This window comes from Streptomyces prunicolor, from assembly GCF_045162825.1.
Classification (GTDB): Bacteria; Actinomycetota; Actinomycetes; order Streptomycetales; family Streptomycetaceae; genus Streptomyces; species Streptomyces prunicolor.
Genome location: NZ_CP108676.1, coordinates 2,301,840 through 2,318,605, shown reverse-complemented (window position 1 = coordinate 2,318,605; position 16,766 = coordinate 2,301,840). Strand labels below are relative to the sequence as shown.

The 16,766-nt window shown below is 70.8% G+C and carries 12 protein-coding genes; 8 read left to right on the top strand and 4 right to left on the bottom strand.

What is annotated here, in order from left to right:
* Nucleotides 1-251 precede the first annotated feature (251 nt).
* The 7 genes from OG588_RS10355 to OG588_RS10325 all read left to right on the top strand — a co-directional run bounded on the left by OG588_RS10355 (nucleotide 252) and on the right by OG588_RS10325 (nucleotide 8,918).
* Nucleotides 252-2,051, top strand: a complete 1,800-nt coding sequence (locus OG588_RS10355; RefSeq protein WP_405947027.1) for an FAD/NAD(P)-binding protein — start codon at nucleotides 252-254, stop codon at nucleotides 2,049-2,051.
* Nucleotides 2,052-2,155: 104 nt separating this feature from the next.
* Nucleotides 2,156-3,232 (top strand): LLM class flavin-dependent oxidoreductase, encoded by a 1,077-nt coding sequence (locus tag OG588_RS10350; RefSeq protein ID WP_405947026.1) that lies wholly within the window; start codon nucleotides 2,156-2,158, stop codon nucleotides 3,230-3,232.
* On the top strand, nucleotides 3,229-4,533 hold the full coding sequence (locus tag OG588_RS10345; protein WP_405947025.1) for an NtaA/DmoA family FMN-dependent monooxygenase: 1,305 nt from the start codon (nucleotides 3,229-3,231) through the stop codon (nucleotides 4,531-4,533). The genes OG588_RS10350 and OG588_RS10345 overlap by 4 nt, the downstream gene beginning before the upstream one ends.
* Before the next feature lie 44 nt (nucleotides 4,534-4,577).
* Nucleotides 4,578-5,378, top strand: coding sequence for a DUF1684 domain-containing protein (locus OG588_RS10340; RefSeq protein WP_405947024.1), 801 nt, complete (start codon nucleotides 4,578-4,580; stop codon nucleotides 5,376-5,378).
* A gap of 241 nt (nucleotides 5,379-5,619) precedes the next feature.
* Entirely contained in the window at nucleotides 5,620-6,516 is an 897-nt protein-coding gene (locus OG588_RS10335; RefSeq protein WP_405947023.1) for a S1 family peptidase, read from the top strand.
* 161 nt (nucleotides 6,517-6,677) lie between these two features.
* Nucleotides 6,678-7,604, top strand: a complete 927-nt coding sequence (locus OG588_RS10330) for a slipin family protein (protein ID WP_405953084.1) — start codon at nucleotides 6,678-6,680, stop codon at nucleotides 7,602-7,604.
* 231 nt (nucleotides 7,605-7,835) lie between these two features.
* On the top strand, nucleotides 7,836-8,918 hold the full coding sequence (locus OG588_RS10325; protein ID WP_405947022.1) for a S1 family peptidase: 1,083 nt from the start codon (nucleotides 7,836-7,838) through the stop codon (nucleotides 8,916-8,918).
* A gap of 103 nt (nucleotides 8,919-9,021) precedes the next feature.
* Here OG588_RS10325 and OG588_RS10320 read toward each other — a convergent pair whose 3' ends face one another.
* Both OG588_RS10320 and OG588_RS10315 read right to left on the bottom strand, forming a co-directional pair.
* The gene (locus tag OG588_RS10320; RefSeq protein ID WP_405947021.1) at nucleotides 9,022-10,221 is read right to left on the bottom strand and encodes an AAA family ATPase; all 1,200 of its coding nucleotides are present in this window, start codon (nucleotides 10,219-10,221) and stop codon (nucleotides 9,022-9,024) included.
* Complete coding sequence (locus tag OG588_RS10315) at nucleotides 10,218-11,300, bottom strand: DUF3533 domain-containing protein (protein ID WP_405947020.1); 1,083 nt, start codon at nucleotides 11,298-11,300, stop codon at nucleotides 10,218-10,220. Before OG588_RS10315 ends, OG588_RS10320 begins: the two co-directional genes overlap by 4 nt.
* Before the next feature lie 279 nt (nucleotides 11,301-11,579).
* On the opposite strand from OG588_RS10315, the gene OG588_RS10310 reads away from it, so the two are divergent.
* Nucleotides 11,580-15,035 carry a DNA polymerase III subunit alpha gene (locus tag OG588_RS10310; RefSeq protein WP_405947019.1) on the top strand — a complete coding sequence of 1,152 codons (3,456 nt, stop codon included), beginning with the start codon at nucleotides 11,580-11,582 and terminating at the stop codon, nucleotides 15,033-15,035.
* 51 nt (nucleotides 15,036-15,086) lie between these two features.
* Here the strand turns inward: OG588_RS10310 and OG588_RS10305 are convergent, their stop codons facing one another.
* Nucleotides 15,087-15,359 carry a hypothetical protein gene (locus OG588_RS10305; RefSeq protein WP_405947018.1) on the bottom strand — a complete coding sequence of 91 codons (273 nt, stop codon included), beginning with the start codon at nucleotides 15,357-15,359 and terminating at the stop codon, nucleotides 15,087-15,089.
* Nucleotides 15,360-15,567: 208 nt separating this feature from the next.
* Nucleotides 15,568-16,518 (bottom strand): RNA-binding protein, encoded by a 951-nt coding sequence (locus OG588_RS10300; RefSeq protein WP_405947017.1) that lies wholly within the window; start codon nucleotides 16,516-16,518, stop codon nucleotides 15,568-15,570.
* Nucleotides 16,519-16,766 lie beyond the last annotated feature (248 nt).

Genomic DNA, 16,766 nt, shown 5'->3' with positions numbered 1-16,766 from the left:
CTCGACCGAGGTCGATGTGGGAGCGCTTGACCAGCCACTGCTGCGAATGCATGGGATAAGTGGAACAGGCATCCGGTGGGGCGTCAACCAAGATGAGACGTACTGCTCACAGTGTGGACTTCCTTGACACCGAGGGGAAACGGCGCCGTACAGTCGGTGGACGGTCCTGCTGAGGGGCTCGGCCGTACGGTGCCGCCAGGCGCCCTGTGTGAAGGCATTCGCCCGTGTTGCTCACGTCACGGAGTCTTCGCATGTCTTCCGACATTCCCACCCCCGTATCCGCCTCCCCGACCACAAGGCTCTCACTCGTGATCGTCGGCGCCGGGCCGCGGGGGACCGGTCTCATCGAGCGCATCGCGGCCAACGCCGTTGATCTGTACGACGGTTCGGGTCTCGACATCCACCTCGTCGACCCCCATCCGCCGGGCGCCGGCCGCATCTGGCGCGCGGCCCAGTCCCCGCTGCTGTGGATGAACTCGCATGCCGAGGACGTCACCATGTTCACCGACGAGACGGTGGTCATGGTGGGTCCGGTGCGCCCCGGTCCCACGCTGCACGAATGGGCCGCCATCGAGGGCAGCACCTTCGCCGACCGCCAGCTCCAGGGCTCCTACCTGCGCTGGGTGCACGAGGAAGCCGTCGCCGCGCTGCCGCCGGGCGTCACCGTCCACCACCACCCGCGACGCGCCCTCCGGGTGAGCGGCCCGCGCGACGGACGCCAGCAGGTGTGGCTGGAGGGCAGCCCGGACCCACTCCTCGCCGACCTCGTCGTCCTCGCCCTCGGCCACCTCGACGCCGAACTCGACGAGGACCAGCGCGAGTTGGCGGCGTACGCGCGCGCCCACGACCTCGTCCATCTGCCGCCCGACTTCACCGCCGACAGCGACCTGACCTCCCTCGCCCCCGGCGAACCCGTCCTCGTCCGCGGCTTCGGCCTCGCCTTCGTCGACCTGATGGTGCTGCTCACGGAGGGCCGTGGCGGACGCTACGACGGTGACACCTACGTCCCCTCGGGGCAGGAGCCGGTGCTGTACGTCGGGTCGCGGCGCGGAGTGCCGTACCACTCGAAGATCGGTTACGAGTGGAGCGGTGAACGGCCGCCGTTGCCACGGTTCTTCGGGCCCGCCGAGGTCGACGCGATACTCGCGTTGCCGGGGGGCTTCGACTTCCAGCGGGACGTATGGCCGCTGATCGAGAAGGAGTTGGGGTTCGCGCACTATCACCGGCTGTTCGGTGTGCACCCCGAGCGGACGGCGATCGCCTGGACCGACTTCGAGGAGAAGTACGCGGCCGGTGAGGCGGCGGAGCGCGAGGCCCTCGTGGCGTCCGCGGTGCCCGACCCCGCCGACCGGCTCGACCTCGCGGCACTCGACCGTCCGCTGGACGGGGTGCGGTACGCGTCGGAGGAGGAGTTCCAGGACGGGCTACGGGCCTACATCGAGGGCGATCTGAGTCGCCGTCACGATCCCTCCAACAGCCCGGACTTGGCGGTCTTCCTCGGACTGCTCTCCGTCTACGTGCAGTTGATCCGGCTCGGTGACGTCGGGCCCTGGTGGCACGGCTTCTTCAGCTATCTCGCCTCCGGGCCGCCCGGACCCCGGCTGCGCCAACTGCTCGCGCTGTCCCGGGCCGGCCTCGTGCGGTTCGTCGGCGCGGACATGGCCGTAGCGGCCGAGGACGGGGTGTTCCGGGCGTCGAGCGCGACCGTGCCCGGCGTGACGATCGAGGCGCGGGCGCTGGTCGAGGCGCGGCTGCCCGAGCCCACGGTGGGGCGGTCCGTCGATCCGCTGCTGCGTCAACTGCACGCCGACGGGGCCGTGGTGGAGACTCCCGAAGGGCTGCTGCGGGTGGACCGCACCGACGGGCGGATCCTCGACCGGGACGGACAGCCGCACCCCCGGCGGTTCGCGCTCGGGCCCTACACCGACGTACGGACGCCCGGCGCGTTCACCCGGCCGCGCACCGGCGGCCCCGCCTTCCGGCAGAACGACGCCACCGCACGGGCCGTGCTGGCGTTCCTGCGGGACCTCGCGTGTCAGGCCTCCGCGTAGCCCCGAGCTTGTGAAGTCCCGAGCTTGTGAAGTCCCGCGTCTCATCGAGGACTTGGCCCTCTCCGAGGTGCTCTGCTCCCGAACGACAGGAAGGCTTTCCTCCCATGACCTCCTCGCACGGCCGGGGCCTGCATCTGGCCGCCGCCGTCGACCAGCGGTCGGCCTACGACGCCGACTCCTACGTCGAGTTGGCGCGGCTCGCCGAGAGCGGCGGCCTCGACTTCGTGACGCTCGACGACACCTTCGCGCGGCCAGGACCCGACGCCCTCGCCGTCCTGTCCCGGGTCGCCCCGGTGACCAGCCGGATCGGTCTGGTGCCCACGGTGACCGTCACGCACACCGAGCCCTTCCATGTGCAGGCCGCGGTCGCGACCCTCGACTGGGTCAGCCGGGGCCGGGCCGGCTGGCGGCTCGATGTGTCGACCACCGAGGGCGAGGCCCGCCTCTTCGGCCGCCGACATGCCGCGCCCGCCGACGCGTTGTGGGCGGAAGCCGGTGAAGTCGCTGAAGTGGCCGCCCAGTTGTGGGACAGCTGGGAGGACGACGCCGAGATACGGGACACCGTCACCGGCCGTTTCGTCGACCGCGACAAACTGCATCACGTCGACTTCGAGGGCTCGGAGTTCTCCGTCAAGGGCCCCTCGATCGTGCCCAGACCACCGCAGGGCCACCCGGTCCGCGTGGTCGACGCCACCGAGGGCCAGGCCCGGCGGACGGCCGCCCGGTACGCCGATGTGGCCCTCGTCCGCGCGGCGAGTTCCGCGCAGGCCGGCGCCGTACGGGCCGAACTGCGGGCGTCCGCCGAGAAGTTCGGCCGGGATCCCGACACCCTGCGGGTCCTGGTGAGCCTCGTCGTCGACCTCGGCGACGGCGAGCACGCGGCCGAGCCGGGTCACGGCGGAGGCGGCCCCCGGCAGACCGCGCACGGCCCGCTGTACCGGGGCGGTCCCGTCGACCTCGCGGAGCTGATCGCCGGCTGGCACGGCGACCGTACCGTCGACGGCTTCCACCTCACCCCCGTCGAACCCCGCCGCGACCTGGAGCGGCTCGTCAACGGCACGGTGGCGCTGCTCCAACACCGGGGCCTGTTCCGCACGTTCTACCCGGGCAGCACGCTCAGGGAGCACCTGGGCCTGGCCCGGCCCGCCAACCAGTACGCCGTGACGGGGGGAGCGTCATGACCGTACGGCCACGCAGGAAGATCCATCTGGCGGCGCACTTCCCCGGCGTCAACAGCACCACCGTGTGGGCCGATCCGCGGTCGAAGTCCCAGATCGGCTTCTCCTCCTTCGAGCATCTCGCCCGCACCGCCGAACGCGGCCTCTTCGACTTCTTCTTCCTAGCCGAGGGGCTGCGACTGCGCGAACACAAGGGCCGTATCCACGACTTGGACGTCGTCGGACGCCCGGAGTCCCTCACCGTCCTGAACGCGCTAGCCGCTGTCACCTCGCGCATCGGGCTGGCCGCCACGGTCAACGCGACCTTCAACGAGCCCTACGAACTCGCCCGCAGACTCGCCACGTTGGACCACCTCAGCGGCGGCCGGGCCGCCTGGAACGTGGTGACCTCCTCCGACGCCTTCACCGGCGCGAACTTCCGGCGCGGGGGATATCTGGATCGTGCGGAGCGCTACGCACGGGCGGCCGAATTCGTAGCCGTAGCAAGGGAGTTGTGGGACTCCTGGACCCCCGACGGGCTGTCCCGTCCCTTCGCCCACCGGGGTCAACACTTCGACATCGCGGGCGAGTTCACCGTGCCGCGCTCACCGCAGGGGCACCCGGTCGTCATCCAGGCCGGGGACTCGGGGGAGGGGCGGGAGTTCGCGGCGCGGACGGCCGACGTCATCTTCACGCGGCACGGCACGCTGGAGGACGGTCGTGCCTTCTACGCCGACGTGAAGGGACGCCTCGCGAAGTACGGCCGTAGCGTGGACGAGCTCAAGATCATGCCCGGCGTCAGCGTCGTCCTCGGCGACACCGCGGCCGAGGCGCAGGAGCGGGCCGCCGAGATCCGGCGGCAGCAGGTCTCCCCGCAGAACGCGATCCTCGCCCTGGAACAGATCTGGGGCACGGACCTCTCCTCGTACGACCCCGACGGCCCGTTCCCCGACTTCGACCCGGTGCCGGATGCGTCGCTCACCCAGGGGCGGACCCGGCGCGGTGACACCGTCGCGATGGCCGAGAAGTGGCGGGCGCTGTCCCGCGAGAAGGGGCTGTCCATCCAGCAGACCGTGATCGAGGCGAGCGGCCGGCAGTCCTTCATCGGCACCCCGGAGGCGGTCGCCGCCGAGCTGGAGACCTTCGTTCGACAGGACGCCGCCGACGGCTTCATCCTCGTCCCGCATCTCACTCCGGGCGGCCTCGACGAGTTCGTGGACCGGGTGGTGCCGCTGCTCCAGGAACGCGGCGCGTTCCGCACGGAATACCGGGGCACGACCCTGCGCTCACATCTCGGGCTCCCCGACCCGGCGGGGAAGGGGTGACCGCACGACGACAGGGTTGAGCGCACGACGATGGAGCTGACGGCATGACCTCGGACGCGGCCGACGAGTGGCAGCAGTGGCACGAGCGGCGGATGGAGACCGTGTCGGCTCCCTACGGGCCCCTCGCCCTCACCGGCACGCACTGGCTGGAGGACCATCCGGACGGCCGGCTTCCGGGCATCCCCGGCGTATGGGTCCTCGACGGTGACGCCGGCCTGGTGGTCCTCACCGCGTCGGCGGCCGACGGACTGACCCTCGACGGGGAACCCTTCACCGGCTCGGTCCGCCTCGGCGTGGACACCGGCTCGGTGAGCACGGCCCGCGTCGGCCTCGGCGAGCGCCGGCTGGCCGTCCTGATCCGTGAGGGCGCCTGGTGCGTGCGGGACTACGACCCCGGCTCGGCGGCGCACCGCGCGTTCCGGGGCGTCGAGGTCACGCCGTACGACCCTCGCTGGTCGGTGCCGGGGCGCTTCACGCCGTACGACACGCGGCGCACCGTGCGGGTCGACGCGGCAGACGGTGTCGAACGTGGGCTCGGGCTCGCGGGTGAACTCGCTTTCCGGCTCGACGGGTTGGAGGCGACGTTGCAGGTGGGGGTGCAGGCCGACGGGAAGTTGTGGGCGGTGTTCGCCGACTCCACGAGCGGGGAGGGCAGTTACCGGTTCCGGTTCCTGTACCCGGCGGCGCCCGATGACGAGGGGCGCACGACGGTCGACTTCAACCGGTCCGTGCTCCCGCCGTGCGCGTTCGCCGACCATTTCATCTGCCCTTTCCCGCCGCCCGGGAATACGCTGGGCCTCGCGATCGAGGCGGGGGAGCGCATCCTTCGGCAGGTGGGGCGCTGACCTGCGGCGGGCCGGTTTTCGGCCCACTGCGTTCGGGTGATCAACTCGCGTAGATCGTGGGCCAGTTGAAGGTCGTACGGCCGAAAGGCGCCCTTGCGCCCATCGGGCGGGCGGCCGAATACTCCCCCACAGCGCTTGTCAGGAGCACGGCGTGTTCGAAAACCGGACGGCCGACCCTGACTGCGCCTCACGGGCCCCGACCCCACGCGGGCCCCCGAATTCCCCTAGGAGGGAACGAAACGTGAGGATCAAGCGCACCACCCCCCGCAGCGGAATCGCGAGACGGACCAGGCTGATCGCCGTGGCCACCGGATTCGCCGCCGCTGCCGCGTTCGCCGTCCCCACCGCGAGCGCCAGCGATGCGCAGACGTTCAGCGCGACGCAGCTCTCCACGGCCAACTCGTCCGTGCTCAAGGCCGATGTCCCGGGCACCGCCTGGGCGGTCGACAGCAAGACGAACCGTGTCGTCGTCACCGTCGACAGCACGGTCTCCCAGGCCGAGATCGCGAAGATCAAGTCGCAGGCGGGCAGTACCGCCGGCGCGCTCACCATCAAGCACACGGCGGGTCAGTTCAAGCGGCTGATCACCGGCGGCGACGCCATCTACGGCGGCGGCTACCGCTGCTCGCTCGGCTTCAACGTGCACAGCGGGAGCACGTACTACTTCCTGACCGCCGGCCACTGCGGTGAGGTCGCCTCCACCTGGTACTCCAACTCCGGTCAGAGCACGGTGCTGGGCACCAACGTCGGCTACAGCTTCCCGACCAACGACTTCGCGCTGGTGCGCTACACCGGCTCGGCCGCGCACCCGAGCACGGTCGGCACCCAGACCATCTCCAGCGCGGCCACGCCGAGCGTGGGCACGACCGTCTACCGTCGTGGCTCCACCACCGGCACGCACAGCGGCCGGGTCACGGCACTGAACGCCACCGTCAACTACGGCAGCGGCGACGTGGTGTACCAGATGATCCAGACCACCGTCTGCGCCGAGGGCGGCGACAGTGGCGGGCCCCTGTACTCCGGCACCGTGGCCTACGGTCTGACCTCGGGTGGCAGCGGCAACTGCACCTCCGGCGGGACGACCTTCTTCCAGCCGGTCACCGAGGCGCTGAGCTACTACGGCGTGAGCGTCGGCTGACGCCCGCCTGAATCACTTCCGCTCCGGACTGCAGCCGGCAGCGGGTGAGCCCCCGTACGCAACTGGCGTGCGGGGGCTCGCTCTTGTGCGGTGCACGGAGTTACCGTCGTGGGTATCGGAGAAGGCACCTGATGCGCCACGTCGGACCCTGGGGGGCCGTGATGGTCGAGGAGCTGGTGACGGCGGGAGTGACACTCGCGTCCGTCGCAGTGGTGTACACGATGGCGGCGGCGCGGGTCGTCAAACAGTACGAGCGGGGTGTGGTGTTCCGGCTCGGCAGGCTGCGGCCCGAAGTGCGCGGGGCCGGCTTCACGATGGTCGTCCCGTTCGTGGACAAGCTCCGCAAGGTCAACATGCAGATCGTGACGATGCCCGTGCCCGCGCAGGAGGGCATCACCCGCGACAACGTGACCGTGCGGGTGGACGCCGTCGTCTATTTCAAGGTCGTCGATGCGGCGGACGCGTTGGTGCAGGTCGAGGACTACCGGTTCGCCGTCTCGCAGATGGCGCAGACCTCGCTGCGGTCGATCATCGGCAAGAGCGACCTCGACGATCTGCTCTCCAACCGCGAAAAGCTCAACCAGGGCCTGGAGTTGATGATCGACAGCCCCTCCATCGGCTGGGGTGTGCAGATCGACCGGGTCGAGATCAAGGACGTGTCGCTGCCGGAGACGATGAAGCGCTCGATGGCCCGGCAGGCCGAGGCCGACCGTGAGCGGCGGGCCCGGATCATCAACGCGGACGCCGAGTTGCAGGCCTCGAAGAAACTCGCCGAGGCCGCCGAGCAGATGTCGGAGCAGCCCGCCGCGCTCCAACTCCGGCTGCTGCAAACGGTGGTGGCGGTCGCGGCCGAGAAGAACTCGACGCTCGTGCTGCCCTTCCCGGTCGAGCTGCTGCGCTTCCTGGAGCGCGCGGCCCCGGCTCCGGCCGCACCGGCCGCGCCCGTAGCGCCTGTTGTTCCCGCGGCACCCGTTGCGTCCGCGGCGCCGGTTGCCGCTGTGGCGCCGCAACCGGTGCAGGAGCAACTTCCGCCCGCCGAGCCTCAGTCGGATCCGGACTCCGACGGGGCGATTTCAAGACAGGACTAGACCTCACCGGCTGATGAGCGGTGCTCGCGCCCAGTGTTTGCAGTGCGAACGGCCTGGGGTGACCGTGAACATTCAAGTCGAGGGGGCGTGCAACCGCGTTCCCCGCACGACCTGAAGTCGACCTTGTGCGCTCCCTGTGAGATTAGGAAGAGTAGGCGCTCGTCAACCTACCTTTCGGCTGGTCGGGTCCCCATAACCTGGCGGGCCGACCCCCCCACAGGAGGACACGAGTTGAAGCACCGACGCATACCCGGGCGACGGGTGGCCGTGGCAGGCGCGGGCATAGCCGCACTGGTCGTCGCGGGAGTCACCTTGCAGAGTGCGAACGCCAGCGAGACCTCGCAGGCGGCCGCACCCCACACCCTCTCGGCCCTCGCGGCCGGAAAGCTCGCCTCGACGCTCGGCAAGAGCCTCGGCACCGACGCGGCCGGCACGTTCTACGACGCGAAGACCAAGAGCCTCGTGGTCAACGTGCTCGACGAGAGCGCGGCCCACACCGTCGAGGCGGCCGGCGCCAAGGCGAGAATCGTCGAGAACTCCCTCGCGGAGCTGACGAGCGCCCGGACGACCCTCAAGCAGGACGCGACCATCCCCGGCACCTCATGGGCGACCGACCCCACCACCAACAAGGTCGTCGTCACCGCCGACCGCACGGTCTCCGACGCCGAGTGGACCAAGCTCACCAAGGTCGTCGACGGACTCGGCGGCAGGGCCGAACTGCAGCGCACCAAGGGGGAGTTCAAGCCCTTCATCGCAGGTGGCGACGCCATCTCCGGCTCGGGCGGGCGCTGTTCGCTCGGCTTCAACGTGGTCAAGGGCGGCCAGCCGTACTTCATCACCGCCGGGCACTGCACCGAGGCCATCTCCACCTGGTCCGACTCCAGCGGCAACGAGATCGGCACGAACGAGCAGTCCAGCTTCCCGGACAACGACTTCGGCCTGGTCAAGTACACCTCGGACGTCGCCCACCCGAGTACGGTCGACCTCTACGACGGCTCCTCGCAGGCCATCACCCACGCCGCCGCCGCGACGGTCGGCGAGAAGGTGACCCGCAGCGGCTCGACGACCCAGGTCCACACCGGCACGGTCACCGGCCTGGACGCCACCGTGAACTACGGCAACGGCGACATCGTCAACGGCCTCATCCAGACCGACGTCTGCGCCGAGCCCGGTGACAGCGGCGGCTCGCTGTTCGACGGCGACGCGGCGATCGGCCTCACTTCCGGCGGCAGCGGCGACTGCACCTCGGGCGGCGAGACCTTCTTCCAGCCGGTCACCGAGGCGCTGTCGACCTTCGGGGCGGAGATCGGCTGAGCAGCGGTAGTACGGCAGTTGTAGTACGACGGTTGTAGTACGACGGTGAGGTCCCGCCCCCGCGCGAGGGGGCGGGACTCTCGCGTACGGACCGGGGGTCGGCTCAGCGCTTGGGCCAGTACCACAGCGGTTCGTCGAGCGGGCCCTCGCGGCCCGCCACCGTCGTCTGCCCGAACTCCTTCACCAGCTCTATGGAGTTGACGTCGAGACGGTGCCGTATCGCGCCCTTCTGGAGGGCGTCCGCGAGCGGTCGGGCGTGGGTGACCACGATGATCTGGGTGTCCTTGGTGGCGGTGAGGATCAGATCGGCGAGCGGTGGGATCAGATCCGGGTGGAGGCTCGTCTCCGGCTCGTTCAACACCAGCAGCGACGGTGGCCGGGGCGTCAACAGGGCCGCCGCCCACAGGAGATAGCGCAGGGTGCCGTCCGACAGTTCGGTGGCGGTGAGTACGCGCAGCAACCCGTGCTGGCGCAGGGCGAGTTGGAAACGGCCGCCGAGGTCGGCGATGTGGACCCGGCTGCCGGGGAAGGCCGCGTCCACGGCGGTGTCCAGCGCCTCGCCGTCACCGATCTCCCGGATCGTCTGGAGGGCGGCGGCCAGATCGGAGCCGTCACCGCTGAGCACGGGTGTCCGGGTGCCGATCCGGTCGGCCCGGGCCGGCGCGTCCGCGTCGGTGCGGACATGGTCGTAGAACCGCCAGGACCTGATGAACTCCCGCACCGCCAGCACATCGGGGGCGTGCTGCGGGTCGGCCAGTTCGCCGAGCATGCTGTCGTACGGGCGCAGGGTGCCGTGGGCGCGGGACCAACCGCCGCCCGCGCCGCGGAGTTTGACGGCGGCTCCCGCGCGGTCGGAGAGGACGGAGGCCGGACGCAGGACGGGGCCGCTCCAGATGGACTCGCGTTTGATCTCCGGGTCGAGGTTGAACATGGAGGGGGCGCTGCCCGCACCGGGGGCGGGGCTGGGATGCCCGAAGTCGACCGCGTACCCGAACTCGTCGCCCGCGAAGCCCAGTTGCAGACTGACCGGGCCCGAGCGGGTCGTGCCCTGCACGGGATGGAGGCCCTCGCGCACCGCGCGGCTGATCTTCTCCGGGCCCGCCCACAGCACTGACGGCAGCCCGCCCTCCTGCGCGAGCGCGGCGACGGCGCCGCCGCGCGCGGACGCGGCGAGCAGGCGCAGCGAGCGGTAGAGGCTCGACTTGCCCGTGCCGTTCGCCCCCGTGATCACGTTCAGTCGCGTCAGCGGGACGATCAGGCGGCGCAGGGAGCGGTAGTTCTCGACGGCGAGGGTGCTGATCATGCGTCCAGGGTTGCAGACGGGGCTGACAACGTGGGTCGGTCCAGGAGATCCTCGTGCTTCCGGCGCAGCGTCGCCGCCAGCAGGGTGACCACGATCCCGGCGAGCGCCCAGGCGGACAGGACGAGCAGCGGGCCGGTCACGGCGTTGCCCTTGAAGTAGGCGATCGAGCGTGCCACCCAGGTGCCGGCACCCGGTGGCAGCGCGGGCCCGATCGCGTTCCAGAACGGCGGCAGCAGCGGCAACGGGAAGGCACCGCCCGCGCTCGGGTTGCCCGCGATCACCACCAGCAGGATCGCCAGACCGATGCCCACGACCCCGAAGACCCCCTGAAGCCCGAGGGTCGCCGCCCCCACGGCGAACGTGATCAGCGCGCCGAGCCCCCAGAACGCCATGACGCTCCCCGGCAGCGCGCCCAGGACCGGCCCTACGATCACCGCGCCGCCGAGACCGCCGACGATCGCGACCAGCGCCATGGTGACCAGCCGGATCACCGCGCGGCGCGGGTTGGCGGGCCGGGCGCCGGTGCTGATCGCCAGGATCGAGGCGCACAGATAGCCGCCGACACACCAGCCGACGACCAGGTAGAACGACGACAGCCCGTCGAAGTCCTGGGACGAGGCCGGAGCCACGTCCACCGTCCGGACCGTGCGCTGCTCGGTCCTGTCCAGGCCGGCGGTGATGGTCTCCAGGGTGGTCGCGAGAACGGTGCCACCGCCGGTGGCGACCAGGAGCGTGTCCTTGGTGCCGCGCGTGTCGATGACGAGGGCGCCGTCGATGTCCCGGTCCAGGATCTGCCTCCGCGCGGTCGCCGCGTCGGACACCGCGCGCGGGGCGAGCGGTGAGCCGGGCAGCTGCTTCAGCCGGGCCACCGTCTGCTCGGCGGTGACCTGGGGAGCGACGACCCCGAAAGCCACGTCCCTGGGCTTCGGGTTGTGCAGCGCGCCTACGTAGGAGGCGATGAAGAGCAGCTGAAGGGCGACCACACCGACGACGAGCAGACCGGCCCGCAGGGTGACCGCGTCCTTCACCTCACCGAAGAAGGACGTACGGGACGTACCGGCACCCGGGGTCTCTGTCATGGCCCCACGGTCTCGGCGGCCGGGTCTTCACGCAGGCGGGAAGGGGCCGAACGGATGCCGTACATGTGTTCGGAAAACATTTCTCCGCCAACTTCCCGGCCCGGGCGGGGAGCTGACGGAACGGCGCCTTTTTCGGCCACCGTGCACCTCCCCAAGGAATCGTTTGCATGTTCGAATGAGGTCGCTGACCGGGGCTGATGGGGCTAGAGTAATCGAACGGGCGTGCGATGAACATATCGGGCGGATGGCCGAAAAGGGGTGGAGCGATGGAGGTGCGGCATGGCGGGCTTCGCCCATCTGCACGTCGCGTCCGGTTACTCCGCCCGCTACGGCGCCTCCCACCCCGAACAGCTCGTCGGCCGGGCGGCCGAGCGGGGCGTGACGGCGCTCGCGCTCACCGACCGGGACACGGTCACCGGCGCCGTCCGCTTCGCGCAGGCATGTACGAAGGAGGGGATCCGGCCGATCTTCGGCATCGACCTCGCGGTGGAGGCCCTCGCACCCCCGCCGCCCGCACAGCGCCCGCGCACCCCCGCACGCGGCGGCGCGCACGTGGTCGAGCCGCCGCTGCGGTTCGTCCTGCTCGCCCAGGACCGGGCGGGCTGGGCGCGACTGTGCCGCATCACGTCGGCGGCGCACGAGGGCGCCCTGTCCGGTACGGCGCCGGTGGTGCCGTGGGAGGCGCTGCGCGAGTACGGCGGCCCCGGGCTGACCGTGCTGCTCGGGCCGCTCTCGGAGCCGGTGCGGGCGCTGTCGGTGGGCCGGGAGGACGTCGCGATGAAGCTGCTGGCGCCCTGGCGGGAGATCTTCGGGAAGGGGGTCCGGTTGGAGGTCGTAGCGCAGAATCGTTTCGGCACCGCTCCGGGCTCCCTGCGCCTGGCCGCCCGCACCCTCGCCCTGGCCGACCGCAGTGGGACGACCGCCGTGCTCTCCAACGCCGTCCGCTATGCCGACCCCGACCAGCACCGCCTCGCCGACGTCCTGGACGCGGCCCGGCTGCTGCGCCCCATCGACCGGCGCCGACTGGACAGCGGGCAGCGCTGGCTCAAGGACGAGAGGGAGATGACGGTCGTGGCGCGGATGATCGCCGAGTGCGCCGGAGCGGACGACCGCCGGGCCCGCCGGCTGATGGCGGACACCGCGCACACCGCGGCCGGGTGCGCAGTGGACCCGGCGGCCGACCTCGGCCTCGGCGCCCCGCACTTCCCGGAACCGTCGCTCTTCGGCGCCGGACCGGAGACGGGCGGCACGGCCGGGCTGCTGCGCCTGAGGTGTGAGGAGGGCCTGGCCCGACGCGGCCTCGACCGTGACCGCGCGGCACTCGACCGGCTGGAGGAGGAGCTCGCCGTCATCTCCCACTGGAACTACGACGCGTACTTCCTCGCCGTCGGCCAGGTCGTCGCCGACATCCGGGCCAAGGGCATCCGGGTCGCCGCCCGCGGCTCGGGCGCTGGTTCGCTGGTCTGCCACGCGCTGGACATCGCCACCGCCAACCCGCTCGACCACAGCCTGCTGTTCGAACGCTTCCTGAGCACCCGCCGCGAATCGCTGCCCGACATCGACATCGACGTGGAGTCCGCCCGCCGCCTGGAGTGCTACGACACGATCTTCGAACGGTTCGGGAAGGAACGGGTGGCGGTCACCGCGATGCCCGAGACCTACCGGGCACGCAGGGCGCTGCGCGACACCGGCCTCGCGCTGGGAATCGCCCCGGCCGACGTCGACCGGATCGCCAAGAGCTTCCCGCATCTACGCGCCTCCGACATCAGGAGCGCGCTCGCCGAGCTGCCCGAACTACGCCAACTGGCAGGCGAGGCGGGTCGGTTCGGGCCGCTGTGGGAGCTGGCCGAGGGCCTCGACTCCCTGGTCCACGGCATGGCCATGCACCCCTGCGGAGTGGTCATCAGCGACGCGACCCTCCTGGACCGGCTGCCGGTGCAGCCCACCCCGCAGGGCGACTACCCGATGGCGATGGCCGCGAAGGAGGAGATCGAGGCGCTGGGCAACATCAAACTCGACGTCCTGGGCGTCCGGATGCAGTCCGCGATGGCCCACGCCGTCACCGAGATCGAACGCGCCACCGGCAACCACATCGACCTCGACAACCCCCAACAGGTGCCGCTCGACGACGTGTTCGCGTTCAAGCTCATCCAGGAGAGCCAGACGCTGGGCCTGTTCCAGCTGGAATCCCCGGGCCAGCAGGACCTGTTGTCCCGGCTCCAACCCCGTGACGTGCAGGACGTCATCGCCGACATCAGCCTCTTCCGCCCCGGCCCGGTCGCCGGCGGTATGCCCGAGCGGTACATCGCCGCGCGTCACGGCGGTACGCCGGTATATGCGCACCGGGACCTCGAACCCGTGCTCGCCGACACCTACGGCGTGACCATCTGGCACGAGCAGATCATCGACACGCTGCATGTACTGACCGGCTGCGAGCGTGCCTTCGCGGAGATCACCCGGCGGGCTCTCGGCGACAAGGACCAACTGCCCCGGATCAAGGACTGGTTCCATGAGAAGGCACGCGCGCGTGGCTACAGCGCGGCCGTCCGGGACGAGGTCTGGAGGACCGTCGAGGCCTTCGGGGCGTACGGCTTCTGCCGCGCCCACGCGGTCGCGTTCGCCGTACCGGCGCTGCAGAGCGCGTGGCTCAAGGCGCACCATCCGGCGTTCCTGCTGGCCGGGTTGCTCGAACACGACCCCGGGATGTGGCCCAAGCGCGTCCTGGTGTCCGACGCCCGACGGCGCGGTGTGCCGGTGCTGCCCGTTGACATCAACCGCTCCCGGGTGAAGCACACGGTGGAGATGACCGAGAAGGAGGAGTGGGGCGTGCGGCTCGCGCTGTCCGGGGTGCGCGGTATCAGCGAGGAGGAGGGCGCGCGGATCGAGGAGGGGCAGCCGTACGGATCGCTGTCGGACTTCTGGCAGCGGGGTCGGCCGAGCAGGCCGGTCGCCGAACGCCTCGCGGAGATCGGCGCGTTGACCTGTCTGCACGACGGCCGTCTCACGCGGCGTGATCTCCTGCTCCAGATCGCGGAGTTGCACCGGCAGTCCCGCAACCGGACCGCGGGGGACGGTCAACTGCCCATGGACACGGGCGCCGTTGGGGGAGTGGAGCCGAGCGGGTTGCCGGAGCTGACCGGACGCGAGGCGCTGAGCGCCGAGTTGGGCACGCTCGGCATCGACGTCTCCCGGCATCTGATGGAGCATCACCACCGGCTGCTGCGCGAGATCGGCGCGACGGACGCGGCGCATCTGGCCGAACTACGGGCGGGGCAACAGGTGTTGGTCGCCGGGGTGCGGGCCTCGACGCAGACCCCGCCGATCGCGAGCGGCAAGCGGATCATCTTCGTCACCCTGGAGGACGGCTCGGGTCTGGTCGACCTCGCCTTCTTCGAGGACTCCCATCCGGCCTGCGCGTACACCGTGTTCCACAGTGGGCTGCTGCTGGTGCGCGGCACGGTCCAGGTGCGCGGCACCCGTCGTACGGTCGTCGGTTCCATGGCCTGGGACCTGGACGAGATTGCGGGCGCCCGTCGGGACGACGGCCCGGAGGCGGCACTCGCCCTCCTCGGCCAGAGCCGCCCGCATCCGACGCCCGCCCAGCCGCAGCGCACCCTGGCCGACGGCACCGCCGGCGCACGGCTGCATCCGTACGCCGACCTTCAGCCCGCGGGCACCCGTTCCGCCGACCTGAAGAAGTTCGGCCATCGCAGCCCCGGTTCTCCAGATCTTTAGGTGCCTCACGAGACATGCGGTGCGTCCCCATGGGGCTGGCGACGAGTGGGGTCACCGTCGGAGCGTGAGAGGTACGACGGTCGCCGACTGGCTTGAGACCTGCTCACGGCGAGCGGCGTTCTCGGCGTACAAGGCGGCGATGGTCTCGGCCTGCCTGCGGTCTTGGAGACGGGCGGGGCTGCGCCCGATGCGGTGGCCCCAGTCGGTCGGCACGTGGGTGGCACGGTTCATGGTGGCGCGGCTGACGCCGGCTTCCCGCCAGAGGTTGTCCTTGGTGAGTTCGCCGTCGGTGCGGGTGGGGCGACCGGTGAAGAGCCTTTCCACGGCGTCGCGCAGGGCGCGTTCAGCGCGCGGTGAGATGCTCGGCCGACGTCATGGTGTGACCGTTCGCGGGACGCGCTCGACTTCGTTGAGTTGCTCGGTCAGTTGGGTCCGGGCGATCGGGCGAGTCGGAGACTGCCGCAGCAAAGTCCGGGACACGGACGTCGGGTCGGTCGAACTGCCGGTCTGTGGTCATCCGGCGTGAACCGGGTCACCACCGGGCGCGCAGCACGCCGTCGCTGTCGGGCAGGGCGGCACAAAGAAGCGGGTGGCGTTCGTCGAGGTACGTGGGCAGGGCGCAGGCCGCCCGGGCGCCGACCACCAGGGTGGCGAGCTCTCGGTACTCGGTGTCGTCGACGATCGCGTGGCTGATCGTCCCGTCCTGTGCCTCCCAGACGAACTCCGCGGATCCCTCTTCTGGCAGCGTGGCGAGGACCGCGCCGACATCGGGGTTCAGGTCGGGCCAGACGGTCAGCAGGGCGCGCGGGCCGAGACCGGTACGCACCGCGTCGAGGTTCTCCGGCGTGAGGCGGTGGAAGCGTGCAGCGTTGCGGACGTAGCCCTCCTCCAGGAGCACTGCCTTCCGTGAGCCCAGCGCCGTGCGCACGCGCGCCCAGAACCCCTCGTCGGCCGCCTCTGTCACATCCGGTTCCTCCAGCTCCGCCGCGTAGGGGGAGGTCGTCATCGGTTCCGGGAAGAGGCCGAGTTCCCGGGTACGGGCCACGGCGTCCCCGCAGAGCCGGTCGCTGCCCACATACACGTACTGGTCCCACCCGACATGCACGGTGAACACGTCCCCCACCTCCAGACGACACCAGGCACCTTGGTCGCGGAGCATGGCCCGGACCAGCTCCAGGGCGACCGGAAGGGAGACCTTGGCCCCGTCGTGGTAGCCGGCGAGGTCGGGCGGGAAGAGCCCGCCGAGGCCATGTCCCGCATCCGGCGGCTCCATGCCGAAGTGGACGAGACCGGTGACTGCGGGCTCGCGGATCTCCAGCCGATCGATGCCCGAGGCCTCCGCGAAGGCGGCGATCGCCGCGAGGTATGCGGCTTCGACCGGCCCGTGGTCACTGACCGCCTCCTCGGCACCGGTGTAGTGGCCGTGTTCGTCACGGTCGGCGGGGTCGTACTTGGTGATCCGGTGGACGAAGGACGGAGGCACGTTGCTCCCTGCGCGGTCGGAAGGGGTGCCAGCGTAATTCCCCGGTTTCACTCCAGCCGGAGAGGCCCCCTCCGACGGCGCGACGGCTTCACAGCTCAGGAGAGCAAGCCGAGGCGGCCCGCCCTGTCGGCTGCCCGGCATATACACACAGCCCAACAGATCCACTGCTCAGGCACATCAACGGGGGGTGTGTGACCGTGCTCCGTAGATGGCCCGGGTGGACAGCTTCGATGCTCAGCCTCAGGCAG

Bases quoted from the DNA above. Each gene is read 5' to 3' on its own strand.
- OG588_RS10310 (WP_405947019.1), top strand. From the start codon at position 11,580: ATGGCGGGCTTCGCCCATCTGCACGTCGCGTCCGGTTACTCCGCCCGC.
- OG588_RS10320 (WP_405947021.1), bottom strand. From the start codon at position 10,221: ATGATCAGCACCCTCGCCGTCGAGAACTACCGCTCCCTGCGCCGCCTG.
- OG588_RS10340 (WP_405947024.1), top strand. From the start codon at position 4,578: ATGACCTCGGACGCGGCCGACGAGTGGCAGCAGTGGCACGAGCGGCGG.
- OG588_RS10330 (WP_405953084.1), top strand. From the start codon at position 6,678: ATGGTCGAGGAGCTGGTGACGGCGGGAGTGACACTCGCGTCCGTCGCA.
- OG588_RS10355 (WP_405947027.1), top strand. From the start codon at position 252: ATGTCTTCCGACATTCCCACCCCCGTATCCGCCTCCCCGACCACAAGG.
- OG588_RS10345 (WP_405947025.1), top strand. From the start codon at position 3,229: ATGACCGTACGGCCACGCAGGAAGATCCATCTGGCGGCGCACTTCCCC.
- OG588_RS10350 (WP_405947026.1), top strand. From the start codon at position 2,156: ATGACCTCCTCGCACGGCCGGGGCCTGCATCTGGCCGCCGCCGTCGAC.
- OG588_RS10315 (WP_405947020.1), bottom strand. From the start codon at position 11,300: ATGACAGAGACCCCGGGTGCCGGTACGTCCCGTACGTCCTTCTTCGGT.